The following is a 26,329-nucleotide window of genomic DNA, read 5'->3' on the forward strand; positions in this document are numbered from 1 at the left end:
GCGTTACTGCAAAGGTTGCTGCTCTGGACTTTTCAAAACGCCATAAAAACGCCAAAGGGGCGCTGCGCCCCTTGGTGTTCTTCTTGATGTTGGCCGCGTCAGATGCGCATCGGCATCACCACGTATTTGAATTCCTCGTTTTCGGGAATCGTGATCAACGCGCTGGAGCTGGCGTCGCCCAGGCTCACCTGCAGCATGTCGACCTTCAGATTCGCAAGCACGTCGAGCAGGTACGTGACGTTGAACCCGATATCGACGCTATCGCCGTCGTATGCGATTTCCAGTTCTTCCTGTGCCTCTTCCTGATCGGCGTTGGTCGACATGATCTTCAACTGGCCCGGCTCGACGATGCAGCGCACGCCCTTGAATTTGTCCGACGTCAGAATCGCCGCGCGTTGCAGCGAGCGCTGCAGTTCCTCGCGGCCAATCTGGAACTTGTTCTTGTGCGACTTCGGAATCACGCGCTGGAAGTCGGGGAACTTGCCTTCCACGAGCTTCGACACGAGTTCGACCTGGCCGAACGTGAACTTGACCTGCGTTTGCGCGATGTCGATCTTCAGCGTGTCGTCGATATCTTCGAGCAGGCGCTGCAGTTCGAGAATCGTCTTGCGCGGAATGATCACTTCCTGGCGCGCGAACGAGCCTTCGATCTTCATCGACGAAAACGCGAGACGGTGGCCGTCCGTTGCGACTGCCATCAGCTGGTCGCCGTCCACCACGAGCAGCATGCCGTTCAGGTAGTAGCGGATGTCCTGCTGGGCCATCGAGAAATGGACCATGCCGAGCAGCTGGCGGAACGTCTTCTGCGGAACCACGAGGCTCGCGCCGTAGTCTTTAGCCTGAGCGACGGTCGGGAATTCGTCTGCGGCGAGCGTTTGCAGCGCAAAGCGGCTCTTGCCGGATTGCACGGTCAGACGCTTGTCGTTCAGCGTGAGCGTGACCTGGCCGTCGGGCATTGCACGCAGAATGTCGAGGAGCTTGCGCGCTGCCACCGTGGTCGCGACCGAATCGCCGCCTACGCCGAAATCGGCGCGCGTGGTGATCTGCAATTCGAGGTCGGTCGACAGGAACGACACATCCGGGCCGTTCTTGGTGATCAGCAAATTGGCGAGGATCGGCAACGTATGGCGGCGTTCGACGATGCCGCTCACGGTTTGCAGCGGCCTGAGGAGGTTATCGCGTTCGGTCTTGACCAGTTGCATAAGGTTCCTTCGTTGATATGACGACCTGTACGCCTTGCGGGACAAGCGTCTCCAGCGTACAGCCGCAGCTCCCCGCCGGCGCCACGAAAAGCGCCCGTCACGGCGTGAAATCCGCCCGCGGCCGCCGGGCGGTTAAACCTGTATTGTGCCTGAAAACGGAACCGCCTCACTAAAATGGGGGCGAGTTCGGGAATAAACAGGTCGATTTTGCGGAGCGGATTCCGGATGGCTGGCGATTCGTTGCGCAGCGGCTCTACGCGGCCGCTGCGCCGCCGGCGCGTCTAGCCCTTCAGCGTCTGCTCCAGCACGTGCAGCTCGTGGTTCAACTGCGCGTCCTTGCTGCGTTCGTCGGCGATCTTGCGCACCGCGTGCAGCACCGTGGTGTGGTCGCGCCCGCCGAACAGCTCGCCGATTTCCGGCAGGCTCTTCTGTGTCAGCTCCTTGGCCAGATACATCGCGATCTGCCGCGGCCGCGCGATGTTCGCCGGACGCTTCTTCGAATACATGTCCGCGACCTTGATGCTGTAGAAGTCGGCGACCGTTTTCTGGATGTTTTCCACCGAGATCTGCCGGTTCTGCACCGTCAGCAGGTCTTTCAGCGCTTCCTTGGTCAGCTCGATCGTGATTTCGCGGCCGTGGAATTTCGAATACGCGAGGATCTTGCGCAGCGCGCCTTCGAGTTCGCGCACGTTCGAGCGCAGATGCTTCGCGACGAAGAACGCGACGTCCTCGTTAAGGCTCACGAACTCCGATTGCGCCTTGCGCATCAGAATCGCGACGCGCATTTCCAGCTCGGGCGGCTCGATCGCGACGGTGAGACCGGAGTCGAAGCGCGAGATCAGGCGGTCGTCGATGCCCGAAATCTCTTTCGGATACGTGTCGCTCGTGATGATCACCTGCGCCTTGTTCGCGACGAGCGCCTCGAACGCGTAGAAGAACTCCTCCTGCGTACGCGACTTGCCCGAAAAGAACTGGATATCGTCGATCAGCAGCAGGTCGAGCGAATGGTAGTAGCGCTTGAAGTCGTCGAACGCCTTGCGCTGGTACGCCTTCACGACGTCGGACACGTACTGTTCCGCGTGGATGTAGCGGATCCGCGCGCCGGGCTTGTCCATCAGCAACTGGTTGCCGATCGCGTGAATCAGGTGGGTTTTGCCGAGACCCACGCCGCCATACAGGAACAGCGGGTTATACGAAATGCCCGGATTGTCGGCGACCTGAATCGCCGCGGCGCGCGCGAGCTGGTTGGCCTTACCGGTCACGAAGTTGTCGAAGGTCAGGACCGGATTCAGCTTCGAGCGCTCGTACATCGAGTCGTTCTCGCCGTTGCCGCCCGCTCCCGCGCCCTGGCCCGGACGCCACGTACGGCGTGCGGCCGCGGCTTCATGTGCATCGAGGCTCGGCAGATCGAGGTCGGCGGCGTCTTCGGCCGCGTTGCGCGAGTTCGCGTTTTGCGCTGCGGCAACGGCCGCCGCGGCGGAATTGCCGCGCGCCATCTGCGCGGCCTGCACGGCGCCGACGGCCGCGTCCACCGCGGCGACGCCGCCTGCATTGCCGCCCTGCGGCGCGGCCGCGCGCACCGGCGCCGGCGACGCAGCCGCCGGGCCGCGCATGCCAGCTTTCGGGTCCAGCACGAATTGCACATCGACCGGCGCGTGCCAGAAATCGCGGGCCATATCCGCGATGCGGCCGGAGAACTGGCTCTTGACCCAGTCGAGCTTGAAGCGGTTCGGCGCGGCGATGGAAAGCGTGTTCGCAGCGGCGTCGAAGGCGACCGGGGCCAACGGTTTGATCCACGTCACGTACTGCTGGGGCGTAAGCTCTCGCTCCAGCAATGCGGAACAGTGTTGCCAGAATTCGTTCATCGAGTTGCTGTCGTTATGGTGTGCACGGCGGTCGCCGCTGCCCCTGTCGCGCGCGCGCAACAAGGCCCTGAGCAGCCAGGCGTAACAGCCCCAGGCGCTTGTGCCACAAGGGTTTGCGGGGCAAGCGAGCCGGGGCGGCGTGCAGCATTTTTGGGAAGTAAGGCGAGATTCTAACGCCAAAACGGAGCCGCAAGGGAGTTATCCACAGGGACGGATCATTTGGCCGACTGGGCGGTTACTGCGCCTGAATGAGGCTAAACTATTGACGGTCAACGGAAAAGCGGTTTAAATAGCGGGTTCCGCGAAAACCAATTCCAGTAAACCACCGGCCATTGCGCTTTCAGCGATGATCGCGCGGTTTTTTTCGATCAAGTGAGAGCAACATGAAACGTACTTACCAACCTTCCGTTACCCGTCGCAAGCGCACCCACGGCTTTCGCGTTCGCATGAAGACTGCTGGCGGCCGCAAGGTCATCAACGCACGTCGCGCGAAGGGCCGCAAGCGCCTCGCCATCTAAGGCGAGCGGATTGCGCGCTGTGACCGAAACCCGCAGCGAAGCGGGAGCGGCCGGGGCGCAGCAACAGGGCTCGGTTCCGTTGCGAGCGCACGCCGCCTTCCCCAAAGCCGCAAGGCTGCTAAAAACGGATGAATTTTCATCCGTTTTTCGTTTGCGGCCGTGGCGCCGTACCGCACACTTCGTCGTGTACGGCCGGCCCACCGGCAACGAAGCGCGTCTCGGCCTCGTGATCGGCAAGAAGTATGCGCCGCGCGCGGCTACGCGTAATCTGGTACGCCGGATCGCGCGTGAAGCCTTCCGGCTGCGTCGCGCGGAATTCGGCGGTTGGGATGTGCTGCTGCGTCTGCATACGCGTTTCGACAAGAAGGCTTTGCCGAGCGCATCGTCGCCACCGTTGAAGGCGTTGTGCCGCAGCGAAATCGACGCGTTGCTCGACAAGGCAGCGCGCGAAATTACCCGTCGCCAGGCGCCGCCCGCGGAGGCGCCAGGGACGGAATGACGCAGTGAACACCCGCCCCACGGCCGCTGCAACCGGCGTTGCACCGGCAGCTTCGCGGCGCGGGCGTCGCCGGATACTCCACGTTGCGCGGCGCCGTTCGGCCGCACCTGCCATGCAAACGGTACTCATCGCTTTATTGCGTTTTTACAAGCTTGCCGTGAGCCCCATGCTCGGCAACCGGTGCCGTTTTTACCCTTCCTGCTCTGATTACGCGCGCGAGGCAATCCAGTATCATGGCGCCGCGCGCGGGACTTATCTCGCCGTGAGGCGTGTTTGCCGCTGTCACCCGTTTTCCGCGGGCGGCATCGATCTCGTCCCGCCACCCACTTCTGAAAAGCGCTGACGCGCCGTTCCATCGACACTGAGACAACGCATGGATATCAAACGCACCGTCCTATGGGTCATCTTTTTCATGTCAGCTGTCATGCTGTTCGACAACTGGCAACGCGACCACGGACGCCCGTCGATGTTCTTCCCGAGCCCGACGGCGACAAAAACCGCCGAAGGCGCCGCTCCGGGAACCACGACGCCGGGAACCAATCCGGCCGATTTGCCGGCCACCAACGCAGCCACACCGGGCAACGCGCCGGCGGCAGCCCAGTCGCAACTCGTGAAGTTCAGCACCGACGTCTATAGCGGCGAGATCGACACGCGCGGCGGCACGCTGTCGCGCCTCTCGCTCGTCAAGCAGGGCGACAGCAAGGAGCCGGACCTCGTCATCACGCTGTTCGACCGCACGAACAATCACACGTACCTCGCGCGTACGGGGCTGCTCGGCGGCGACTTCCCGAATCACAACGACGTCTTCACGCTGATGCCGAACCAGCCGACCCACCTGGCTGACGGTCAGAACTCGTTCCAGATGAGCTTCGAGTCGCCGGAAAAGGGCGGATTGAGGGTCATCAAGACGTATACGTTCACGCGTGACAGCTATGTGATCGGCGTCGAGACGAAGATCCAGAACGTCGGCACGACGGCCGTGACGCCGCAGATCTACATGGAACTCGTGCGTGACGACCAGCCGGTGGAAACGCCGCGCTTCTCGCACACGTTCATCGGACCGGCGGTCTACACCGACGAGCATCACTTCCAGAAGATGACGTTCAGCGATCTCGACAAGAACAAGCAGGATTACGCGCATTCGGCCGACAACGGCTGGGTTGCGATGGTCCAGCACTACTTCGCGTCGGCCTGGATTCCGCAGCAGGGCACGAAGCGCGAGTTCTACGCCGAGAAGATCGATCCGTCGCTGTATCGCGTCGGCATGAAGGAAGCGCTGCCGACCATCGCGCCGGGCCAGACGGTCAGCGTGTCCGCACGCCTCTTCGCCGGTCCGGAAGAAGAGAAGATGCTCGCAGGCATCGCGCCGGGCCTCGATCTGGTGAAGGACTACGGCTGGGTCACGATCATCGCGAAGCCGCTTTTCTGGCTGCTCTCGAAGATTCATAGCTATGTCGGCAACTGGGGCTGGTCGATCGTGCTGCTCACGGTGCTGATCAAGGCGGTGTTCTTCCCGCTGTCGGCCGCGAGCTACAAGTCGATGGCGCGCATGAAGGCGATCACGCCGCGCATGCAGGCGCTGCGCGAGCGCTTCAAGGGCGATCCGCAGAAGATGAACGCCGCGCTCATGGAGTTGTACAAGACCGAGAAGGTCAATCCGTTCGGCGGCTGTCTGCCGGTCGTGATCCAGATTCCGGTGTTCATCTCGCTGTACTGGGTGCTGCTGTCGTCGGTGGAAATGCGCGGCGCACCGTGGATTTTGTGGATTCACGACCTCTCGCAGCAGGACCCGTACTTCATCCTGCCGGTCCTGATGGCCGTGTCGATGTTCCTGCAAACCAGGCTGAACCCGACGCCGCCGGACCCGGTTCAGGCCAAGATGATGATGTTCATGCCGATCGCGTTCTCGGTCATGTTCTTCTTCTTCCCGGCGGGTCTCGTGCTGTACTACGTCGTGAACAACGTGCTGTCGATCGCGCAGCAGTACTACATCACGCGCATGATGGGCAAGTCGAAGGTGAAGCCCGCCTGATGCCTTGTCTGTGGCGGGCAGCGATGCCCGTCACCGTTACGCGGAAACGGAAAAGCCGCCCGGTGCAAACCGGGCGGCTTTTTCATTGGTTCATCGACATGCACGGGCATTTGAAAAAACGTTGCCGACGGCCGTGCGCCTATTCTTCCTCCGTATCCTCGCCGTAAAAGCGGACGATCATTTCCTCGACCAGGTTCCGGTCTTTCGGCGTCAGCGACGCGATCTTCGAGGCGAGTTCGATCGTCTCCGGCGTAGGCGGATACTTTTCGCCGCGCGCCATCGGTCTTGCATTCGTGCCGGGCGGCGGACCGTAGTGGAGCCAATGCTCCTTGACGTTCAGCCATTCGGCGAGCGTGCGTAACTTGTCCGGCTTCGGAATCGTCGTGCCTGCGAGCCATTTGTGCGCGGTCTGCGGCGTAACGGGCCGCTCGCCGTGATAGCGCAGATTGAATTGCTCGGCGAGTTTGGTCCCACCGCGGATTTTCAGCGGCTCGAGTAGATCCCTCAGCCTCCTGGCGAAGGCGGCTTTTTCTTTATCGGTTGGCATGAGCCGGATTGTGCAATTCAGCATCAAACCAGTTGACAACCGAATAAGCTTTCATATCTCCTATTTGAGATAATTTTAGCTTGTCGGGTGCGCCGGACAAAGCATTCCACGAAATTGGATTTTTTCTATCTTTTTATTGCCCAGCTTGCCTTTGCGAGTGACATCAATCTTAGCCTTTTGAGATTATTCTCAAGTGACGCAGTAGAAGTCGTAGCCTATCTAAGATAAATCCTAATTTTGGGGATCAAGCCGGAGCGGCGCCGCCCACAGCGCAACGCGGCTATCCAATGTACGCGCGTTACAATGCTTCGCGCCGTGCCACCCCACGCCGATTCGCCCTCCTCTTCTGTTTTTCGCCGCCTCTTCCATGCTCACGACCGACTCCGATCCCATCGTCGCCATTGCTACCGCGCCCGGCCGGGGAGGCATCGGCGTCGTTCGGATTTCGTTTGGCCGCGCGGGCGAGACGGCCGCCCAGCCGCTCATGCAGGCGCTCACCGGGCAGACACTCGCGCCGCGCCACGCGAGCTACGTGCCGTTTCTCGACGCGAGCGGCAATCCGCTCGACCGCGGCATCGCGCTGTACTTTCCGGCGCCGCACTCGTACACCGGCGAACACGTGCTCGAACTGCAGGGCCACGGCGGCCCGGTCGTACTGCAACTCGTGCTGCAGCGTTGCATCGACGCTGGTCGCGCGTTCGGCCTGCGGCTCGCCGAGCCGGGCGAGTTCACGCGCCGCGCTTTTCTGAACGACAAGCTCGATCTCGCACAAGCCGAGGCGGTCGCGGATCTGATCGAGGCCAGCACCGAGGCTGCCGCGCGTTCGGCGGGCCGCTCGCTCGACGGCGCGTTTTCGCGCGACATCCACGCACTCGTCGAAGACGTGATTACGCTGCGGATGCTCGTCGAAGCGACGCTGGACTTTCCGGAAGAGGAAATCGATTTTCTCGAAGCCGCCGACGCGCGCGGCAAACTCGAGCGCATTCGCGAGCGTCTCGCGCACGTGCTGAGCGAAGCGCGCCAGGGCGCGTTGCTGCGCGAAGGCTTGTCGGTCGTGCTCGCGGGGCAGCCGAACGTCGGCAAGTCGTCGCTGCTGAACGCGCTGGCCGGTGCGGAGCTGGCGATCGTCACGCCGATCGCCGGCACGACGCGCGACAAGGTCGCCCAGACCATTCAGATCGAAGGCATCCCACTGCACGTGATCGACACGGCCGGCCTGCGCGAAACCGAGGATGAAGTGGAAAAGATCGGCATCGAGCGCACGTGGGGCGAGATCGAGCGCGCCGACGTGGTGCTGCATCTGCTCGATGCGCGCACCGGCATGACGGCCGAGGACGAGACGATCGCCGGGCGCTTCCCGGGCGGTGTGCCGATCGTGCGCGTGCTGAACAAGACCGATCTGACGGGCCTCGCGCCCGCGACGCAAGCGCTCGACGCCGATCTCGAACTCAGCGAGGTGCGCCTGTCGGCGAAACAGGGTGACGGCGTCGCGCTGTTGCGCGACGAATTGCTGCGGATCGCCGGTTGGCAGGCGGGTGCGGAAAGCGTGTACCTCGCGCGCGAGCGGCATCTGATCGCATTGCGCGCAGCCGACGAGCATCTGGCGACGGCCAGCGCGCACGCCGAGCAGAACGCGCAGGCGCTGGACCTGTTCGCCGAGGAGCTGCGGCTCGCGCAGGATCAGTTGAACTCGATTACCGGCGAATTCAGCTCGGACGACCTGCTCGGAGTGATTTTCAGCAGATTCTGTATTGGCAAGTAGAGCCAGCAGTCGAAATTCGCTGAATGCTTCTGACTGAAAAGGTTATACAGCCCTATCCATGTCTCTTCGGTGAGCGGAAAAACAGCTCTGCCTACCCAAAACCGCCCGAACCTTTGGTACACAGCCAGTAAAAGGTTTAAAATCGCCGTTGTCCGTGCATCAACGCACATCCGCGCTCCGAGCATGCCCCGCCTCGCCACGCCCCTCACTGAATCCCAGATTCGCGCGCTCGAACCGCGCGCGACCCGCTACTGCGTCGCCGACGGCAACGGCCTCGTCATCGAGGTCATGACAACCGGCACCAAGGTCTGGCGCTTCCGCTACACGCTCGATGGCAAGCGCCAGCCGCTTGCGACGATAGGCGATTACCGGATGATTTCGCTGCGCGTCGCACGCGCCAAGGCGCAGAAGTACGCGGCACTGGTCGCCCAAGGCGTCTCACCGGTCGCAACCGCACGGCGCGATCGCGGCGCCGAAAGCAAAGCCGACGTGCTGCGCGAAGCCGCCGAGCTTTATCTCGCGACGGCGATGGCGGGCAAATCCGACGAATATCGCCGCACCACGCGGCGCGCGCTCGAAAAGGACGTGTTGCCCACGATCGGCAACAAGCCGATCGGCGCCGTGACCGCCGACGACATCGTGACGATCTGCGAGCAGATCAAAAGTCGCGGCTCGCCGAAAATGGCGCTGCATACGCGCAACGTAATCAAGCGTCTCTATGCGTACCTGATCGCGCGGCAACTCGCGAGCAGCAACCCAGCTGCGGTCGTGCCGGCGCGCTCGATCGCCACGTTCGACACCCGCACGCGCGTGCTGTCCGGCGCCGAGATCGGCGTGATGCTCCATACCATCGACACCTCGAACATCCGCCGGCCGCTGAAGCTCGCACTGCACCTGCTCGTGCTGACGATGGTGCGCAAGTCGGATCTCGTGGAATCGACCTGGGCCGAATTCGATCTCGACAGCGCGCTATGGACGATACCGGCTGCGCGCCTGAACACACGGGCGGACCTCCTCGTGTATCTGCCGCGTCAGGCGGTCGCGATGCTGCGCGAACTGCATCGCGCGCGGGCCAGCCAGAATTTCGTGTTCCCGAGCGTCAGGGGCGACGATCGGCCGATCGCGAAAAGCACGTTGAATCAGGCGGTCAAGGCGTTGGGGCTCGAGGTGGAGCATTTCGTGCTGCATGATTTCCGTCGTACAGCGTCGACGCATCTGCACGGCCTCTCGCCGCAATCAGAAATAGGTAACGATACGGCGCACGACGAAGTGCAGGACGAAGCAAAGCGGCACCGGCAGCAGCTTCAGGGATGGGCAGACTTTGTCGATATCCAGATTGAAGCCGCGCGGCAAACGTGGAGCGAGGAGGTTTGACGGCATTGTCATGAATTTTGGCGGTGCCCGCCGTTTCCCTCGATGCCGGGGAAACGGATGGTACACAGGCAACCACACACCCGACATAACAAGCTGAAAATAAACAAATATTTTCGTCAATATCAGGTTTCTTTGTCTACATTCGGCGCGGCGTAACCGCCTCAAACCACTACTTCATATCGTCGTTCTTTCCCCGCTTCCATCGCCTAAACTGGGAGTTGGATGCAAGCCGATACGGAGGTTCCGATGTCTGAATCGCTGCTCGCCTATCTGATGGGGCCCGCCGTCATGCTGGTGGTCGGCTTCGCCATCTGGATGACGTCCCGCCATCACCGCGACCCATCAAGGCCGCCCAAGCTCGAGCGCTGGCTCGATACGCATTATGCGGAGTGGCTGCATCACAAGCACTGAGCGGTGTGTCAATTGAAGGAAAGGCCGTCGCATCAGGCGACGGCCTTCTTGTCTGCGTGATCGGGATTGCGCGCAATGTTTGCGCGCGTCTTCACGCGATCACCACACCGGTTGCGGCTGCGCATACTCGTATTGTCCGGGTGGCGGCGCACCGCATGCGACATACGCGCGCTGGTACTGGTCGTAGCAATAGCCGGGCGGCGGTCCCGCATAGGCCGGCGCGGGTTGATACGCCGGTTGCGCGTAGACCGGTTGCTGGTAGGCGACCACCGGTGCCGGATTCAGCGCCGAAGTCACCACCGCGCCCAGCACCGCGCCGCCGATCAGCGCGCCCACCACGTCGCCGCCATTCCCATGCGCGGACGCTTGTCCCGCCGCGCACAAACTGCCTGCCATCACCAACGCCACTGCGATCTTTTTCATATGAGCCTCCAGCCGTTCAGGCATGGAGCCCATTGTGATCGGCGCGCGTGGAAATAGATGCTGCAAGTGGTAACGAGACATTAACTATGTAACCGCTGCGACATACGGCGAGCGTGCGGTGCCATCGTGCAGTCCTGCGCTTTGCGCGGGTTTTTGTCTTCTAATCCACGCAAAGCACTCTCCTGATTTCGATGCCGGCCCTCTGCTACGCCGCCGCGGTGCGCGCGCCCTCGCCTTCCTCAGGCCGCCACGGCACGCGTGTAGCGCTCGGCCGGCGCCTTGTGCGACAGATTCGGCTGCAAGTGCTGACGAGCGCTGTTCAAACGTTCCCAATCGGCGGCATCGGGTAATGACGGGATCGTGACCAGTTCACCCTGGTCGAACCCGGCGAGCGCGGCGTCCACCATGTCCTCGGCGCTCATCACGATCTGCGCGGGCAAATGATCGATCGCGACACCCGCGCGGTCCCAGAACGCCGTGCTCGTCGCGCCCGGCAGCACGGCCTGCAACCGCACGCCCTTGCCGCCCACCTCGTGATGCAGCGACTGCGTGAGGTTCAGCACGTAGGCCTTCGTGCCGCTGTAGGTGCCGTTCAGCAATTCCGGCGACAGCGCGACGATCGACGAAATATTGATCAGCGTGCCGTCACCGCGCTCGACGAAGCCCGGCAACACCGCCGCCGTCAGGCGCGTGAGCGCGGTCACGTTCAGGTCGATCATTTTTTCGAGCTGCTCGATGTCCGAGTCGATCAGCGCAGCCGCCGCGCCGACACCCGCGTTGTTGACGAGCATCGTGATGCCGCGATCGGTGCGCAGCCGCTCTTCGAGGCGGCGCACATCGGCCTTGACGGTCAGATCGGCGCTCATCGTTTCCACGCGGCGGCCGGTGCCCTGCGTCAGACGCCCGGCGAGGCTGCGCAGCCGCTCGCCGTCGCGCGCCACCAGCAGCAGGTCGTAGCCGCGCCGCGCAAGGCGGTCCGCATACACCGAGCCGATTCCCGACGACGCGCCCGTCACCACGGCCGTTCCTTTGCTTGCGCCCTCGCCCGCGCCTTCGCGGGTTCCCTTCTCTGCTTGCGTTGTCATCTGAAGCTCTCCTTGCGGGCTCCGCGCATCGCGCGCTCGCCCTTTCCGGTCAATGAGGAAAATCGTCAAATTCGCTGTGAAACTCGCCATCGCACCCCTTTCACGCGGATACGGCGGCGTTGACGAAGCCAGTGTAGGCGCGTAGCCTTTTGTCTCAAATATCATATTTACCTCTTTTCAGGACATCGCCATGAAGCGCGTCGGCGTGGTGGTCTTTCCGGGTTTCCAGATCCTCGACATGGTCGCGGTGTCGGTGTTCGAGGTGGCGAACCAGGACGCCGGCGAGCCCGTCTACGACGTGGAAGTCATCTCCGAGCATGGCGGCATGGTGCGTAGTTCGTCCGGCGTCGAAGTTGCGACGCGAGGGTTCGGCGATCCGGCGTACGACACGGTAGTCGTCACCGGCGCGATGGAGATTGCCCCGTCGTCACCCGGCCTGCTCGCCTTCCTCAACGAGGCGCTCATCGCCTCGCGCCGCACCGCGAGCATCTGCACGGGCGCGTTCGTGCTCGCCGAGGCCGGCATTCTCGACGGCCGTCACGCCACGACTCACTGGGTGCATGCGCGCGATCTGCAGCGGCGCTTTCCGCTCGCGCGGGTCGACGAAGACCGCATTTTTACCGTCGACGGTTCGGTGTGGACGTCGGCCGGCATGAGCGCGTGCATCGACCTGTGCCTCGCGCTCGTGGAGAATGATCTCGGCGTGGCCGCCTCGCGCGCGATCGCGAAGAAACTCGTCGTGTACCACCGGCGCACCGGCGGGCAGTCGCAATATTCGGCCATGCTCGATCTCGAGCCGAAATCCGACCGCATCCAGAATGCGCTGTCGTACGCGAAGAGCCATTTGCGTGAGCCGTTGACGGTCGAGCAGCTCGCCGAGGTCGCGCATCTGAGTCCACGCCAGTTCAGCCGCGCGTTTCGCGACGAGACGCGCCAGTCGCCGGCGAAAGCGATCGAGGCGCTGCGCGTCGAAGCGGCGCGAACGATGCTCGAAACCGGCCGTCATTCGATCGAAACGGTCGCGACCGACACTGGCTTCATCGACACCGAACGGATGCGACGCGCGTTTTTGCGCGCGTTCGGCCAGCCACCGCAAGCGATCCGGCGCGCCGCGCGCGTGGCGTGACGAATCGGGTAGACAATACGGAACAGAATGCGGAAAACGGCGCGCAAGACGGCGCAAAAAGCCGCGCCCATCCGGCGACCATCGACCTTTGAACCGAACCCAGTCCGACGAGGAAAGGAAACGCGATGAGCTACAACGACAGCAACCCGTTCGCAAAAATTCTGCGCGGCGAATTACCTTGCATCAAAGTGGCCGAAAGCGACCGTGCGCTAGCCTTTATGGACCTGATGCCGCAAGCAGACGGCCATCTGCTCGTTGTGCCTAAGGAAGCGGTTGCGGAAATTTTCGATCTGTCGGATGCGTCGCTGATCGCGTCGATGCGCATGACGCAGAAGCTCGCGATTGCCGTGCGCGCGGCCCTGCGGCCCGACGGCGTGTTCATCGGCCAGTTCAACGGCGCGGCGGCCGGACAAACCGTGCCCCACATCCATTTCCATGTGATTCCGCGCTGGGAAGGTCAACCGTTGAAAATGCATGCACGCGAGCCCGCCGATGTGGACACGCTCGAAGCGCTTGCCCAGCGGATTCGCGCGCACTGGCGCGCCGATTGATACCCGATTGATACCGATTGACGCCGGCCGACCTGGCTACCGATGCCGCTGCTATTGCGACTTAGGTCACGCGGCGAGCGTGGTCATGCGCCGTAACATCTGTAAAAGCCGTTGAAACCACCAATTGGCCCGGCGCCGCTAGACTAGTCACTGCCTTGTACCTCGAGGCATTGAGTGTGGATCTCTTTTTTGGCCTGCCCGCAGTGGCAGGCTTTTTTCTGGGCGCCCGGCAACAGCTTCCCGCCGGACTTCAAGCCCGTCTGAGAGTCGATTCACGGCACGGCCTCACACCCGATGATCGCGCGACCGGCGCAACGGATGGCGCCAGTCGATCCGCCTGGGTCGCGCATGCAACGGCCGCCCTTCGTGCAGGTGACGGTGTTCCTGCCACAATTCGTCGGAGAAAAGAAACGCGACGATAAGCAGCGGAACGACCAGAAAGATTCCCAATATCACGTGCTCGTTCACGATAGCCTCCAGCCGAGGAGCATGGTTTCATTGTAGAGCACCACTCGTGCTCATACCGTGCCGCGCCGCTCATAAACGCGCGATGCTGGCGGTCAATAGCGATGCGCCGCCCTGCACTCGCCTGCCCGCGCGGCTTTGCGCCTTTCGCATTCTTTCCTGCACTTTTTGCAATGGCGCGTTGCATGCGCCCGGCGCACCGCGAGAACTCCGTCGTGCCGAGTCCTGACTAACCTGGATCAATACGAAAAAAGACCGCGCAGCACGTACCATGCGTGACGCGGATACTCGAACCGTTGGCTATCAAGGGGAATTCAATGACCATCGAACGCAGCCGTGAACTGAGCTTGCGCCCACTCGAGCGCACCGACCTGCGCTTCGTCCATGAAGTGAACAACGACGCGAAAATCATGCGGTACTGGTTCGAGGAGCCTTACGAAACCTTCTCCGAACTCACCCAGCTCTATGACCAGCACGTGCACGATCTGCGCGAACGGCGCTTCGTCGCGATCGACAACAAGGGCGCGACCGTTGGGCTCGTCGAGCTGATCGAGCTGGACTATATCCATCGGCGCGGCGAGTTTCAGATCATCATCGCGCCGCATGCACAGGGCCGCGGCTATGCGAGCGTCGCGACCCGGCTCGCTATCGACTATGCGTTTTCAGTGCTGAATATGCGCAAGATCTATCTGATCGTCGATACATCGAATACGGCCGCGATTCACGTGTACGAAAAATGCGGTTTCAGGCACGAAGCCGAGTTGATCGAGGAATTTTTCAGCAACGGCCGGTATCACAATGCGCTGCGCATGTGCCTGTTTCAAGCGGATTTCTTCGCCTCCGGCGAGCGGGCGGACTGATTACACCGCTTCGGCGAGGCGCGTCCATCGCTCGCCTGGCATTGTTTATTTTCTGCACATACACCGTTATTTCACGTTTCCGGTTTTGCCTGCTGAATGACTTTGTGTGCGACGCACAAAGGCCGCTCGTTAATTGTATTAAATCACTTAATTGACGCTGCTCGTTTACGTGAATATGGCGCGCAGAGCTTTACCAGTTAAAGCTCTGCGCGCCATGCATCTTTTAGGTATCCGTTTCATGCGGGCTCATTCAAGCGCCTGTTCAAGGTTTAATCGCATGCGACATGAGGTGCGACAATTCGCCACTGTTGCGACCGCACACAAAATGTGCTTGTCCTTCTATTCCGTTCTTCTAAAGTGCAAGTTGCAGGTTCATCGTTAAAGTTAAATACATAGCTAACCTGGGTATTTTGACCTGCACCGGAGGAAAAAAATGAAAACTCGAATTGCCGTTGTTTTCGCCATTGCGGGTTTGGCTGCTGCCAGCGTTCAGGCGCAAGACGTCGTGATCAAGCCGCAGCAAACAATCCAGTTCAAGGCCAATGCCTATGGCTGCGTGTCGAAGGATAAGCTCGACGCGGCGGACCATCATGCGCAAGCCGGCGAACAGCAAAAGATGCAGGAGTTCTTCTCCGGATTTCAGTGCGTATCGACGCCACAAGATTCCAGTTTCCGGGTCGTGCGCGTAGTCGGCCACGACGTCGAATTCGTGAATGCCAGCAATAGCGACACTGAGGGGCTTTGGGCAAACGACCGTTTTATCAAGCAATAAAAGCCGGCACTCCGGCAAGGCGCCGGAATGCGGCTGCGCGTGCGCATTCTCCGGCTTTAAAAGCTGGAAGGGTGGGCTCGTGACCTGAAAGACGGCCCGGCATGGAAATGCCCGGCCGTTTTATTGCGTCTGGATACTCCCGATGCAATAAGAAAATAAAAAAGCCGATGCGGATTATCAAACCGCATCGGCAAGACGCCTTCTCGCAAAGCGCAGGAAACTCCCCTGGAGCTACAGCATCGGCGGCACGCGTCAATGCACGCGTTTGCTGCGACGGAACTGGTCGAACAACACCGCGAGCAGCAGAATCCCGCCGCGAATCAGGTACTGGTAGAAAGTCGGCACGTTCAGGAGGCTCATCGCGTCCTGCACCGAGCCCATGATCAGCACGCCGACCAGCACACCGGAAATGGTCGCGACACCGCCCGTCAGCGATACGCCGCCAAGCACGCACGCCGAAATCACGCCGAGTTCGAGCCCGACCGACGTCTTCGGATCGCCGAGACTCATGCGCGACGCGAGCATCACACCCGCGAAGCCGGTGACGAGCCCTTGCAGCACGAACACCGTGATCTTGATACGCGTTACCGGCAGGCCCGCGAGCACGGCCGCTTCGCTGTTGCCGCCGACGGCCAGCACGTTCTTGCCAAACACGGTTTTCTTCAGCAGGAAACCGAACAGCACGAAGCCGACGATGTTGCTCCAGATCGGATACGAAATACCGAGGAACGAGCCGCCGCCGAGATCGAAGAAACGCTCCTCGGAAATCATCACCGCGTCGCCGTTCGACGTGATGTACGCGAGGCCGCGCACGACCTCCATCATCGCGAGCGTGACGATCAGCGAGTTGATCTTGTAGCGCGCGACGAGCGTGCCGTTGACGAGACCGACCGCGCCGCCCGCGAGCACGCCGGCCGCGATGCCGACGAACACGCTGTGCGTCGCGGTAATCAGCACGGAGGCCACCACGCCCGAAAACGCGACGATCGAGGCGACTGAAAGATCCACCTCGCCGAGCGCAAGCACGAACATCATCGTGACGGAGATCGAGCCGATCAGCGTGACCGAGAGCAGCAGGCCCTGGATGTTGCGCGCGCTCAGAAAGTCGGGAACCGTGAACGACAGCGCCGCGAACAGGATAACGAACACCATCACGATGCCGGATCTGTTGATGAGGTCCCAGGTGCGCGCGGCGCGCCCGGTGAGACCCGCGGCGGCGACGGCTGGAGTCGAGGAGTCGGTTGAAGGTGTATTCATGGTGTCTGTTCCATTTCAATGCCGGTTTTCATGCGGTTTTTCGTGCCGATTTCCGTGCGGTTGCAACGGCGCGCTCCGGTTGCTTCCATCGAGCGGGCGAGCAGGCGAGCGGGACGCGGAGCAGGGCGGCCGGCGATTCTCGCCACGATCGCCCCGGCGTTCAGCGTGGCAACGCGAGCTTGATCAACGCATCGGGCGTGGCCTGCGCCTTCGGCAGATCGCCGACGATGCGTCCTTCCTTCATCACGATCACGCGATCCGTCACGCCGATCACCTCGGCGAGATCGCTCGACACGACGATGACCGTGCGGCCCGCTTCGGCAAGCCCATACAGCAGCCCGTAAATCTCGCTGCGCGCGCCGACGTCGATGCCGCGCGTCGGTTCGTCCATCAGGAACACGTCGATCTCTTCCGCGAGCCAGCGCGACAAGATCACTTTCTGCTGGTTGCCGCCGGAGAGCGTGCCGATCGGCGTGTCGCCGTTGCGCGTCTTGATCGCGAGCTTGCCGATGAACTCGCGCGTGGTCTGCGCCTCCTTGCGGCTGTCGAGCACGTGAAAGCGGCTGAAGTGACGGCGGCAACTGATGTTCAGGTTGTCCGACACCGACGCGATCGACACGATGCCTTCCTGCTTGCGATCCTCGGGACACAGCGCGACGCCGGCGCGCACCGCATCGCGCGGCGTCGCGAACTGCACGCGTTTGCCCTTCAGCGCGATCTCGCCGGCGGCCGGCTTGACCGCGCCGTAAATCAGCTTCATCAACTCGGAGCGGCCCGCGCCCACGAGCCCGAAGAAGCCGACGATCTCGCCCTTGCGCGCCGCGAACGAAGCCGGTTCGCGCAGGCCCGGTCCCAGCAGTTCCTTCACATCGAGCTGCACGTCGCCGAGTTCGCGGCTGCGATAGCCGTACACGTCGGTAATCGAGCGGCCCACCATGCAACTGATCAGACGATCGCGATCGAGTCCCGCGCCAGCTTCGAACGTATCGATGCGGCGGCCGTCGCGAAACACCGTGACGCGGTCGCATAGCTCGTACACCTCGTCCATGCGATGCGTGACGTAGATGATCGCGCGGCCTTCCGCCTTCAACGCGCGGATGATCCGGAACAGTTGCGTCGTTTCGCGCGACGACAGCGAACTGGTCGGTTCGTCGAACGCGATCACGCGCGCGTCGCGCATCAGCGCCTTGCCGATTTCGATCATCTGCCGTTGACCGATCGAGAGATGCTTGACTTGCTGCGACGGATCGATCTTTTCGCCGAGCCGCTCCAGTTCGCGCATCGCGCGCGCGACCAGCGCCTTTTCGTCAAGCACGCCGAAACGATTCGGCAGCGCGCCGAGCATCAGGTTTTCCGCGACGGTCAACTCCGGCACCAGATGCAGTTCCTGATAGATGATCGCGATGCCCGCCGCGATGGCCGCTTTCGTCGTCACGAACTGCTGTTCGACGCCGTCGAGCGACAGCGTGCCCGCGACGGGATGATTCACGCCGGAGAGCACCTTGAGCAGCGTCGATTTGCCCGCACCGTTTTCGCCCATCAGGCCGTGCACTTCGCCGCGCCGTACTTCGAGCGAGACCTGGTCGAGCGCGAGCACGCCCGGAAAGCGCACGGTGATGCCGTCGAGTTGCAGATAAGGGCCGTCGGATGCGGACGCAGACGCGGACAAAGCAGGCGAGGGCGCGCGCGCCGCCGCACTATCGTGGGACCCGGTGGATAAGGACGTCATCGAAAAACCTCGAACGGGTGGAACCTGGGGCGGGCCGCGCTCGCGAGAAACGCGATGCGGCCCGCCACGTGTTGCGAGAAAACCCGCTTATTTACCGGCTCATTTATCGCCGCATTTCCCAGCGCATTTCCGAACTCATTTGCCAAGTCAAATGCCGAGTTCCTTGCGCACGTCCTGCCAGTTGCTTCGCACCATCAGCTTGCCGATGGTCTGCGTGTCGGCGGGCGGCTGCTTGCCGTCCTTGATCCACTCGACGAGGTTTTCCGTGCTCTGCTTGCCGTGGTTCGTCGAGCTCACGGCGATCGTGCCGTAGAAGCCCGTCGGCTCCTTCTTCTGGAACTCGGCGAACGCCTCGCCCGCACCGTTGATGCCGACGCCGATCACGTCCGCCGCCGGAATATGCAGTTGCTCGGTCGCACGCACGCCGCCGAGCACGCTTTCCTCGTTGAGCGCGAAGATCACCCACTTCTTGATGTTCGGATGCTGCGCGAGCACCGGCGACACTGCGTTGAAGCCACCCTCGTCGTCAGTCGTTTTCTGCGGGGCGTCGAACACGTTTTCCTTCCTGAAGCCGCCGGCCAGAAGCGATTGCGTCGCGCCGTCGGTGCGCAGCTTCGCGGTCGGCAGCTCGTAGTCGGTGATGCGCAGCGCGCCGACTTCTTCGGGCTTCCAGCCACGGCGTTTCATTTCGTCGGTGATCGCCTGGCCGACCTGGTTGCCGATCTTGAACGCGGACATGCCGAGGTGCGGCACATTCGCGAGCGGCTTGCCGGTCGAGTCGACCAGTTGATCGTCGACGGTGACGAACTTCATGTTGTAGCGCTTCGCGCGCGCCTGAATCGCGGGCCCGAGGCGCACGTCCGGTGCGCAGATCACGAAACCCTTCGCGCCTTGCGCGCCGAGGTTGTCGATCGCGGCCAGCACTTTTTCGCCGTCCGGCGTGCCGATGTTGACGACCGAGAAGCCGTCCTTCTGACCCAGCGCGGTCGCGGCCTTCTGTTCGTTGATGAACCACGCCTGTTCCGGCATCTTCACGAGGAAGCCGACCTTAAGCGGCTCATCGGCGCGTGCGGACAGCTGCGCGGCAAACGGCGCGGCGAGGGCCGCAGCGGCCATCGCGGTGAGGGTCAAACGGCGAAGCTTGCTGGTCATCTTTTGTCTCCTGAGGTTGAAAAGCTGCATTGATGTCGTGTAGTTGCAGCGGGGCAGCGCGCGGGCGGCCTCAGCCGTCGTGCGAATCCGGGTGAAGCTGCGTTCGGCGCGTGAAACGATGTGCAACAACGATGCGCAGGGCTTTGCGCCGGACGATGCGCGAAACCCGCGGCGAATTCCTTGACGCAACCCATCGCGTTCAGCCCGCCACATAGGCGGTTTTCACCGCCGTCCAGAACGCCGCGTCGGTCGCACCATAGGCGGAGGCCTTGCGGCCGCCGCCGGGGCCGTGATGCTCGACGGCGGTGGTCGGCAGATTGATCGTCACGAGCCCGCTCTGCACGTGGCGGCGAAAGTGCCGCGCGCGGTCGAGCGAGCGCGTGCAGATGCCGGCGCACAGGCCGTAGGCGGTGTCGTTCGCGAGATGCAGCGCATGCTCGTAGTCGTGCGCGCGCAGCACGATGGCGAGCGGACCGAAAATCTCCTCGCGCGCGATGCGGTGTTCCGGTTCGCCGACGAACAGCGCCGGCTCGAAGAAATAGCCTCGCGTCGCGCGCTCCAACGGCTGGCCGCCGCGCAGCAACTGCGCGCCTTCCTGCTCGCCGATGCGCACGTAGTCGAGATTGCGTTCGAGCTGCGCGGCGTTCGCGACCGGACCGATGTCGGTGCCATGCTTGAGCGCGTGATCGACCGTGAGTTTCGCGAGCTTCGCCTGCAGCGCGTCGACGAACGGCCCGAACACCGCGCGCTCGACGATCAGCCGCGCCGCCGCCGTGCCGCGCTGGCCCGCCGCGCTATAGGCACCGGTGAGCGCGGCGTCGACCGCGCCGTCGAGATCGGCATCGGCGAGCACGACGAACGGATTCTTGCCGCCCATCTCGAGTTGCACGCGAGCCTGGCGCGCGGCGGCAGCCTGCAACACGCGCGTGCCGGTTTCGGTCGAGCCAGTGAAGCTGATCGCCGCCACGAGCGGATGCGCGACGATGCGCGCGCCGACCTTGCGGCCGCTGCCCATGACGAGATTGAACACGCCGGCGGGCAACCCCGCGCGGCTGATGATCGAGGCGAGCGCCGCCGCGCAGGCCGGCGCCGATTCGGCTGGCTTGTAGACGACGCAATTGCCGTGCGCAAGCGCGGCGCCGATCTTCGCCGCGGCAATCGCGAGGGGTGCGCTCCACGGCGCGATGATGCCGACCACGCCGAGCGGCTCGCGCGTCACGTCGATTTCGACACCGGCGCGCGCCGACGCAAGCGGTTCGGCGAACGCGCGCAGCGCCTCGGCGGCGAACAGCTTGAAAAGCTGGCCCGCGCGCGTCGCTTCGGCGAGTGCTTCGGGCAGTATCTTGCCGACTTCGCGCGCAAGCAGCCGGGCCAGCTCTTCACGGCGCGCGAGCATTTCGGTGCCGATCGCGTCGAGCGCATCCGCGCGGCGCTGTGCCGACGCGAGCGACCAGTCGCGAAACGCCGCGTGCGCGGCTTCGATCGCGCTGTCGGTCTGGCGCACATCGGCCCGCACGTATTCGCCGACCGGCTCGTCGAGGTCCGACGGATTGAACGACACGCCCGCGGTCGCGCCGGTCTCCCATCCGCCGTTGATGTAGTGGCGAAACGGGCTGGCAACGAGAGGGACGAGCGGATCGCGGTTCATCGACAGAAAGGGCGTCACATGGAAAAAGCGGAAACAGGCGGCGAAAGGAGAGCAAGCTCACAAAGCCCACGAATGGTATGAGCCGTCGCAATAACTTTCCAATCCCTTTTTAGGTCTCTCCGATATCAGTTTCGGTATGGCATGATGAGGCCCTGAGCGCGACGGACGGCCGCCGGAACGATGGCGAGCCGTTCAGAAAAAGCTGCTCGATGAAGACGACGGGAGACAACGCGATGACGCGTAATTATTCGAACTGGTTCGTGCGGGCGCGGCTCAAGACGCGTCAGCTGCTGCTGCTCGCGGCAATGGAAGAGGAGGGCAACGTGCGCCGCGCCGCCGACGTGCTCGGCATGACGCAGCCGGCTGCGTCGCGTCTGCTCAAGGAACTGGAGGACATGCTCGAAGTGAGCCTGTTCGATCGCACGCCGCACGGCATGCACGCGACGCTCTATGGCGAGGTGATGATCCGCCACGCGCGCATGGTGCTGTCGAATCTGAGCCAGGCGCACGACGAAATCTCGGCGCTGCGCTCGGGGCTCGCGGGGCAGGTGCGCATCGGCGTGATCGCCGCGGCCGCCGCGACGATGGTGCCGCGCGCGATTGCCAGCGTGAAGGAACGCTATCCGCAGTTGCAGATCTGGGCCGAGGTCGAGACCTCGGACGTGATGCTGCCGCGGCTCGCCGAAGGCGATCTCGACATCATGATCGGCCGCGTGCTGGAGCGGCAGAACCAGTTCAAGACCGACGTGCGCTACGAACCGCTCGCCGACGAACCGCTATGTGTGGTCGCGCGCCCGGGCCATCCGCTCGAAAATGAAGCCGGTTTGACGCTGCGCGGCATCGTCAACGCGAGTTGGGTATTGCATCCGCCGGGCAGCGTGCTGCGCCATCGCTTCGATCTGATGTTTTCGCAGATCGGGCTCAATCCGCCGCAAAACGTCGTCAATACGAATAATTTTCTGGCGATTTCGAGCCTGCTTCTGCAAAGCGACATGTTGGCGGTTTTGCCTGACGAAGTGGCGCGCCAATACCAACAGTACGGCGTATTGAAGCGTCTGCCGATCGATTTACCGTGCAGGATGGACACATTCGGTATCATCACGCGCCAATCGCACCTGTTGTCTCCGGCCGCCGTGATCGTGCTCGACGCCTTGCGGGATGCGGCTCGCGAAGTTTACGGCCCGGCAGTGGAGCCCGCGGTGGCGCGATAAATGCTCTTCCCGTCGTCATAAGCGCCGGCCGACGGCGCGGGAGGAACACGCAATGTATAGCAAACACGGAAAACGGCAACGCGCCGTCGACGATTCTTTTTCCGTTCGCTCCGGTGGAGCGAACACCTGGTTCAGCAACGGTATGGCTCTCAAATCGACGATTTACAAGGCGGAACTCCAGATCGCGGACATGGACCGGCACTATTACGCCGATCATTCGCTGACGATCGCCCGCCACCCCTCGGAAACCGACGAACGGATGATGGTCCGCGTCGCCGCGTTTGCGTTGTTTGCGCAGGAACGCCTCGAGTTCTGCAAAGGTTTGTCGGATGTGGACGAACCGGACCTGTGGCAGAAGGACCTCACGGGCGCGATCGAAACGTGGATCGAAGCCGGTCAGCCCGACGAGCGGCGCATCGCGAAGGCGAGCGGCCGCGCGAACCACGTGGTCGTGATCGCGTATGGCGGGCGCACGTCGGATATCTGGTGGCAGGGCGTGCGCAACAAGGTCGAGCGTCTGCGTAACGTGACGGTGTGGTCGCTCGGTGAGGGCGTCGCGGCCGCGCTCGGCTCGCTCGCCGAACGGACAATGCGCCTGCAATGCACGGTGCAGGACGGGGAAGCGTGGCTCGGCAGCGCCGAAGCCGATGCGGTGAAGATCAACTGGACGGTGCTGAAGGCGCCCGCCGGCGCCTGAGCCCGGCACCTCGTTTCGAACTGAAGCCTGCCTGGCGAACGGACGTTGCGCCGCGGGCCGGAAACTCCAACGCTCAGATCGACGTGACCCGCGCCGCTTCCGGCGGCCCCTTCAGCTCGACCATATTGCCCTCCGGGTCGAACAGATACAGCGACGGCCCAAAGCCGTCCGCGCCATAACGCACCCCCTGTTCGCCGAGCCGCGCGCCGTGTGCGGCCAGATGCGCTTCGAGCGCCTCAGCATCGAACGATTCGATGCGCAGGCACAGGTGATCCATGTTGCGGCCCGCGCCCGGCGTACCGTTTTCCGCGTGATCGAGCTTCGCGCCGACCTGCTGCAGATCAATCAGCGAACGTCCCGCGCGCAATTGCGTGAGACCCAACTCGCGCTGCTCTTTTTCGAGGCTGCAGCCGAGCACGTCGCAGTAAAAACGCGCGAGGCTTTCGACGTTCGCCGCCCGGATCACGACGTGGTCGATCTCGCGAATGTGGATTTTCATCTCGAACGCCCTCTTGCTGGTTCGGGGAATCGATTAGCGAAGTGTAGGAGAAAGGGCGAGGGGAAAAGAAGAAAGCGAAAGGCAAAAAAAAGCCCGCTCGAGTGGAGCGGGCTGAATCCATATCAGGAGGAGACATGGAGGAGACAGGTACTAATATACACATGGGGTTGGTGCGACGCAATAACTTTTTAAGGGAAAACCCGATATCGTGCCAAATTGTCGCAGTTTGAGGCAAAACACCCAGCCAATGGCGGTTCTACAGAGCAAAACGCGTGTTTCGACCCCGCAAAAGAGAAGAAAAAATACGCCGGAATGACAGAGCAAGAACCGGAGCGTAGTGTGTGGGCATCAGGCCTACATTGATGAGCATCGACATTGCCTGCCCATCCGGGGCCTCAGGACGATCATGAACACCACCCGCCATTACGCCGCTCCCCGCACCGCTGCCGACGACGACGCCAACACCGCCCACTGGCTCACCGACGACGACCGCTGGAGCGCCGTCACCCGCCGCGACCGCGAAGCCGACGGCGCCTTCTTCTACGCGGTCAGGACGACCGGCGTGTTTTGCCGGCCATCGTGCGCATCGCGCCAGCCGCGCCGGGAAAACGTCGCGTTCTTCACCGACGTCGCCGCCGCGCGCGCCGCGGGCTTTCGCGATTGCAAGCGCTGTCAGCCAGGCGGCCTGCCGCGCGAGCTGGACATCGTGAATCGCGCGTGCGCCGCTCTCGACGCCGATCCGCAGGAGCGCCTCACACTCGCGCAACTGAGCGACGCCGTGCACGTGAGTCCGTTTCACCTGCAGCGCCTCTTCAAGCGCGTGGTCGGCGTGTCGCCGCGTCAGTATCAGGCCGCGCAGCGCGGCGCAGCGTTGCGCGACGCGCTCAAGGGCGGGGCGGACGTCACGCGCGCAACGCTCGATGCGGGCTTCGGTTCGCCCTCGCGGATGTACGACAGCGCGCCGGCCGAACTCGGCATGGCGCCGTCCGCTTATCGTCGCAAGGGCGCGGGCCTCACCGTGCGCTACGCGAGCGCACCGACTTCGCTCGGCTTCGTGCTTGTCGCCGCGACCGACAAGGGCATCTGCAAGATCGGTTTCGGCGACGTCCCCACGTTGCTGATCGACGAACTGCGCGGCGAGTTCGCGAACGCCGAACTGCGCGAAGACGCCGAACGGCTCGCGCCGTTCATCGCGCAGATCGACGCTTATCTGCTCGGCAACCGCCAGGACTTCGACCTGCCGCTCGACATCGCCTCGACCGCGTTCAAGCAACGCGTATGGGACGCGCTGCGGCGCATTCCGTACGGCGAGACGCGCAGCTATTCGCAGATCGCCGAGGCTGTCGGCTCACCGCGCGCCGTTCGCGCGGTGGCGAGCGCGTGCGCGACGAATCCGGTCGCCCTCGCGATTCCATGCCATCGCGTCGTGCAAAAGGGCGGGGCGCTCGCCGGATATCGCTGGGGGCTGCCACGCAAGGCGGCCTTGCTCGACAATGAAGCGCAGCACGCCGGCGGCGTAGCGCCCAGCCCGAGCGAAACGGGCCGCGGTAAAGCAGCCCGCGCCGACGCCGGCCCGAAAACTACCAACACGACAACCGCCCGACTGGATCACGCCGCGTGAGTACGCTTAACGACGTCGCAACACTCGAACTTCCCTTCAAACCACCCTTCGACTGGCCGCGCCTGCTGCGCTTTTTCGGCGGTCGCGCAACGCCGGGCGTCGAGGCCGTGGAAGACGGCGCCTATCGTCGCGCGATCGACTGGAACGGCGACGGCGGCACGCTGAACGTGCGTCTGCATCCGCGCAAGCGCTGCATCGTCGCGAGCATCGAAGGACCGGCGAGCCGTCACGCCGAGGCGCTCGCCGCGCCGATCGCGAAGATGTTCGACCTGCACGCCGATCCGAAGAAGATCGGCGCCGGGCTCGCCACCGACCCGTGGCTGGCGCCGCTCGTCGAAGCGGTGCCAGGCCTGCGCGTACCGGGCGCGTGGTCGGGCTTCGAGCTGGTGGTACGCGCGATCGTCGGTCAGCAGGTCAGCGTGAAGGCGGCGACGACGATCATCGGGCGACTCGTGCAACGCGCGGGCGAGCGTATCGACGGACATCCGCACGAGAACACCGCGTGGCGATTTCCGACGCCCGCCGCGCTGGCCGAGGTCGATCTCGCGCAGATCGGCATGCCGGGAAAACGCGTAGCCGCTCTGCAAGGCTTCGCGCGCGCGGTCGCGACCGGCGACGTGCCGCTCGACAGCGACGCCGTCGACGCAATGAGCCTGCGCGCCGCGCTGCTCGCACTCACGGGCATCGGCCCGTGGACCGTCGAGTACGTGGCGATGCGCGCATGGCGCGATCCCGACGCATGGCCCGCGTCGGATCTCGTGCTGATGCAGGCGATCAGCGCACGCGATCCATCGCTCGTGCGGCCCACGCAGCAACGCAACCGCACCGACGCGTGGCGGCCATATCGCGCGTATGCGGCGATGCATCTGTGGAACGAGATCGCGGATCGCGCGGGCGCGGCGCGCGGCGGTTGATGGTCGTCGTGACGTCGTCCTGATGAGAGCGCAGCGCGGAAGCTCAGCAGCGCCAACACCACGCCGAAGCGGCCGCAAGCAGCCGTTCTGGCGAGATGTTAAAGTGCCC

At 63.2% G+C, this 26,329-nt stretch carries 26 protein-coding genes; 15 read left to right on the plus strand and 11 right to left on the minus strand.

Going from position 1 to position 26,329, the window contains the following annotated elements:
• Positions 1 to 98: 98 nt before the first annotated feature.
• Both dnaN and dnaA read right to left on the minus strand, forming a co-directional pair.
• On the minus strand, positions 99 to 1,202 hold the full coding sequence (dnaN, locus tag B9Z01_RS11255; RefSeq protein ID WP_085482896.1) for a DNA polymerase III subunit beta: 1,104 nt from the start codon (positions 1,200 to 1,202) through the stop codon (positions 99 to 101).
• Positions 1,203 to 1,483: 281 nt separating this feature from the next.
• Positions 1,484 to 3,067: a chromosomal replication initiator protein DnaA gene (gene dnaA, locus B9Z01_RS11260; RefSeq protein ID WP_244195988.1), complete on the minus strand. Its 1,584-nt coding sequence runs from the start codon at positions 3,065 to 3,067 to the stop codon at positions 1,484 to 1,486.
• A 383-nt stretch (positions 3,068 to 3,450) separates the two neighbouring features.
• Between dnaA and rpmH the strand changes: the two genes are divergently transcribed.
• The 4 genes from rpmH to yidC all read left to right on the plus strand — a co-directional run bounded on the left by rpmH (position 3,451) and on the right by yidC (position 6,116).
• Positions 3,451 to 3,585, plus strand: a complete 135-nt coding sequence (gene rpmH / locus B9Z01_RS11265) for a 50S ribosomal protein L34 (protein WP_004198824.1) — start codon at positions 3,451 to 3,453, stop codon at positions 3,583 to 3,585.
• A 19-nt stretch (positions 3,586 to 3,604) separates the two neighbouring features.
• The gene (locus tag B9Z01_RS11270) at positions 3,605 to 4,084 is read left to right on the plus strand and encodes a ribonuclease P protein component (protein ID WP_085483511.1); all 480 of its coding nucleotides are present in this window, start codon (positions 3,605 to 3,607) and stop codon (positions 4,082 to 4,084) included.
• A gap of 112 nt (positions 4,085 to 4,196) precedes the next feature.
• A complete protein-coding gene (gene yidD / locus B9Z01_RS11275; protein WP_187632646.1) occupies positions 4,197 to 4,427 on the plus strand; it encodes a membrane protein insertion efficiency factor YidD in 231 nt (76 codons plus the stop codon).
• 30 nt (positions 4,428 to 4,457) lie between these two features.
• Positions 4,458 to 6,116, plus strand: coding sequence for a membrane protein insertase YidC (gene yidC, locus B9Z01_RS11280; RefSeq protein ID WP_085482900.1), 1,659 nt, complete (start codon positions 4,458 to 4,460; stop codon positions 6,114 to 6,116).
• Positions 6,117 to 6,255: 139 nt separating this feature from the next.
• On the opposite strand, the gene B9Z01_RS11285 is transcribed toward yidC, so the two are convergent.
• Positions 6,256 to 6,663 (minus strand): transcriptional regulator, encoded by a 408-nt coding sequence (locus tag B9Z01_RS11285; protein WP_085483515.1) that lies wholly within the window; start codon positions 6,661 to 6,663, stop codon positions 6,256 to 6,258.
• Between the two features lie 367 nt (positions 6,664 to 7,030).
• Between B9Z01_RS11285 and mnmE the strand changes: the two genes are divergently transcribed.
• From mnmE to B9Z01_RS35505, 3 genes are all read left to right on the plus strand, one after another.
• The gene (gene mnmE / locus B9Z01_RS11290) at positions 7,031 to 8,425 is read left to right on the plus strand and encodes a tRNA uridine-5-carboxymethylaminomethyl(34) synthesis GTPase MnmE (protein ID WP_085482902.1); all 1,395 of its coding nucleotides are present in this window, start codon (positions 7,031 to 7,033) and stop codon (positions 8,423 to 8,425) included.
• Positions 8,426 to 8,608: 183 nt separating this feature from the next.
• The gene (locus tag B9Z01_RS11295; protein ID WP_085482904.1) at positions 8,609 to 9,799 is read left to right on the plus strand and encodes a tyrosine-type recombinase/integrase; all 1,191 of its coding nucleotides are present in this window, start codon (positions 8,609 to 8,611) and stop codon (positions 9,797 to 9,799) included.
• A 246-nt stretch (positions 9,800 to 10,045) separates the two neighbouring features.
• On the plus strand, positions 10,046 to 10,210 hold the full coding sequence (locus B9Z01_RS35505; protein WP_167387464.1) for a hypothetical protein: 165 nt from the start codon (positions 10,046 to 10,048) through the stop codon (positions 10,208 to 10,210).
• A 99-nt stretch (positions 10,211 to 10,309) separates the two neighbouring features.
• On the opposite strand, the gene B9Z01_RS11300 is transcribed toward B9Z01_RS35505, so the two are convergent.
• Together B9Z01_RS11300 and B9Z01_RS11305 are read right to left on the minus strand one after the other, a co-directional pair.
• The gene (locus tag B9Z01_RS11300; RefSeq protein ID WP_085482906.1) at positions 10,310 to 10,633 is read right to left on the minus strand and encodes an ecotin precursor; all 324 of its coding nucleotides are present in this window, start codon (positions 10,631 to 10,633) and stop codon (positions 10,310 to 10,312) included.
• 239 nt (positions 10,634 to 10,872) lie between these two features.
• Complete coding sequence (locus tag B9Z01_RS11305; RefSeq protein ID WP_085482908.1) at positions 10,873 to 11,718, minus strand: SDR family NAD(P)-dependent oxidoreductase; 846 nt, start codon at positions 11,716 to 11,718, stop codon at positions 10,873 to 10,875.
• 190 nt (positions 11,719 to 11,908) lie between these two features.
• On the opposite strand from B9Z01_RS11305, the gene B9Z01_RS11310 reads away from it, so the two are divergent.
• Both B9Z01_RS11310 and B9Z01_RS11315 read left to right on the plus strand, forming a co-directional pair.
• On the plus strand, positions 11,909 to 12,844 hold the full coding sequence (locus B9Z01_RS11310; RefSeq protein WP_085482910.1) for a GlxA family transcriptional regulator: 936 nt from the start codon (positions 11,909 to 11,911) through the stop codon (positions 12,842 to 12,844).
• Positions 12,845 to 12,969: 125 nt separating this feature from the next.
• Complete coding sequence (locus B9Z01_RS11315; protein WP_085482912.1) at positions 12,970 to 13,395, plus strand: HIT family protein; 426 nt, start codon at positions 12,970 to 12,972, stop codon at positions 13,393 to 13,395.
• A 285-nt stretch (positions 13,396 to 13,680) separates the two neighbouring features.
• Here the strand turns inward: B9Z01_RS11315 and B9Z01_RS11320 are convergent, their stop codons facing one another.
• Positions 13,681 to 13,863 (minus strand): hypothetical protein, encoded by a 183-nt coding sequence (locus tag B9Z01_RS11320; protein WP_085482914.1) that lies wholly within the window; start codon positions 13,861 to 13,863, stop codon positions 13,681 to 13,683.
• Positions 13,864 to 14,177: 314 nt separating this feature from the next.
• On the opposite strand from B9Z01_RS11320, the gene speG reads away from it, so the two are divergent.
• Both speG and sap1 read left to right on the plus strand, forming a co-directional pair.
• Positions 14,178 to 14,720, plus strand: a complete 543-nt coding sequence (gene speG / locus B9Z01_RS11325; RefSeq protein WP_085482916.1) for a spermidine N1-acetyltransferase — start codon at positions 14,178 to 14,180, stop codon at positions 14,718 to 14,720.
• 433 nt (positions 14,721 to 15,153) lie between these two features.
• Complete coding sequence (gene sap1, locus B9Z01_RS11330; protein ID WP_085482918.1) at positions 15,154 to 15,492, plus strand: surface attachment protein Sap1; 339 nt, start codon at positions 15,154 to 15,156, stop codon at positions 15,490 to 15,492.
• 252 nt (positions 15,493 to 15,744) lie between these two features.
• Here sap1 and araH read toward each other — a convergent pair whose 3' ends face one another.
• The 4 genes from araH to B9Z01_RS11350 form a co-directional block, all read right to left on the minus strand.
• Positions 15,745 to 16,749: an L-arabinose ABC transporter permease AraH gene (gene araH, locus B9Z01_RS11335; RefSeq protein WP_085482920.1), complete on the minus strand. Its 1,005-nt coding sequence runs from the start codon at positions 16,747 to 16,749 to the stop codon at positions 15,745 to 15,747.
• A gap of 160 nt (positions 16,750 to 16,909) precedes the next feature.
• On the minus strand, positions 16,910 to 18,478 hold the full coding sequence (gene araG / locus B9Z01_RS11340; RefSeq protein WP_085482922.1) for an L-arabinose ABC transporter ATP-binding protein AraG: 1,569 nt from the start codon (positions 18,476 to 18,478) through the stop codon (positions 16,910 to 16,912).
• A 147-nt stretch (positions 18,479 to 18,625) separates the two neighbouring features.
• Positions 18,626 to 19,630 (minus strand): arabinose ABC transporter substrate-binding protein, encoded by a 1,005-nt coding sequence (locus B9Z01_RS11345; RefSeq protein WP_085482924.1) that lies wholly within the window; start codon positions 19,628 to 19,630, stop codon positions 18,626 to 18,628.
• Positions 19,631 to 19,829: 199 nt separating this feature from the next.
• Complete coding sequence (locus B9Z01_RS11350; RefSeq protein ID WP_085483517.1) at positions 19,830 to 21,278, minus strand: aldehyde dehydrogenase family protein; 1,449 nt, start codon at positions 21,276 to 21,278, stop codon at positions 19,830 to 19,832.
• A 233-nt stretch (positions 21,279 to 21,511) separates the two neighbouring features.
• Here B9Z01_RS11350 and B9Z01_RS11355 point away from each other — a divergent pair, with 233 nt between their 5' ends.
• The gene (locus B9Z01_RS11355; RefSeq protein WP_085483519.1) at positions 21,512 to 22,489 is read left to right on the plus strand and encodes a LysR family transcriptional regulator; all 978 of its coding nucleotides are present in this window, start codon (positions 21,512 to 21,514) and stop codon (positions 22,487 to 22,489) included.
• 142 nt (positions 22,490 to 22,631) lie between these two features.
• Entirely contained in the window at positions 22,632 to 23,186 is a 555-nt protein-coding gene (locus B9Z01_RS11360; RefSeq protein WP_085483521.1) for a YaeQ family protein, read from the plus strand.
• A gap of 73 nt (positions 23,187 to 23,259) precedes the next feature.
• On the opposite strand, the gene B9Z01_RS11365 is transcribed toward B9Z01_RS11360, so the two are convergent.
• Entirely contained in the window at positions 23,260 to 23,685 is a 426-nt protein-coding gene (locus B9Z01_RS11365; protein WP_085482926.1) for a VOC family protein, read from the minus strand.
• 406 nt (positions 23,686 to 24,091) lie between these two features.
• On the opposite strand from B9Z01_RS11365, the gene ada reads away from it, so the two are divergent.
• Together ada and B9Z01_RS11375 are read left to right on the plus strand one after the other, a co-directional pair.
• The gene (gene ada / locus B9Z01_RS11370; protein ID WP_085482928.1) at positions 24,092 to 25,306 is read left to right on the plus strand and encodes a bifunctional DNA-binding transcriptional regulator/O6-methylguanine-DNA methyltransferase Ada; all 1,215 of its coding nucleotides are present in this window, start codon (positions 24,092 to 24,094) and stop codon (positions 25,304 to 25,306) included.
• Positions 25,303 to 26,220, plus strand: a complete 918-nt coding sequence (locus tag B9Z01_RS11375; RefSeq protein ID WP_085482930.1) for a DNA-3-methyladenine glycosylase family protein — start codon at positions 25,303 to 25,305, stop codon at positions 26,218 to 26,220. Before ada ends, B9Z01_RS11375 begins: the two co-directional genes overlap by 4 nt.
• The last annotated feature ends 109 nt before the right edge of the window (positions 26,221 to 26,329 follow it).

It is taken from the genome of Paraburkholderia susongensis (assembly GCF_900177725.1).
In the GTDB taxonomy this organism is placed as follows: domain Bacteria; phylum Pseudomonadota; class Gammaproteobacteria; order Burkholderiales; family Burkholderiaceae; genus Paraburkholderia; species Paraburkholderia susongensis.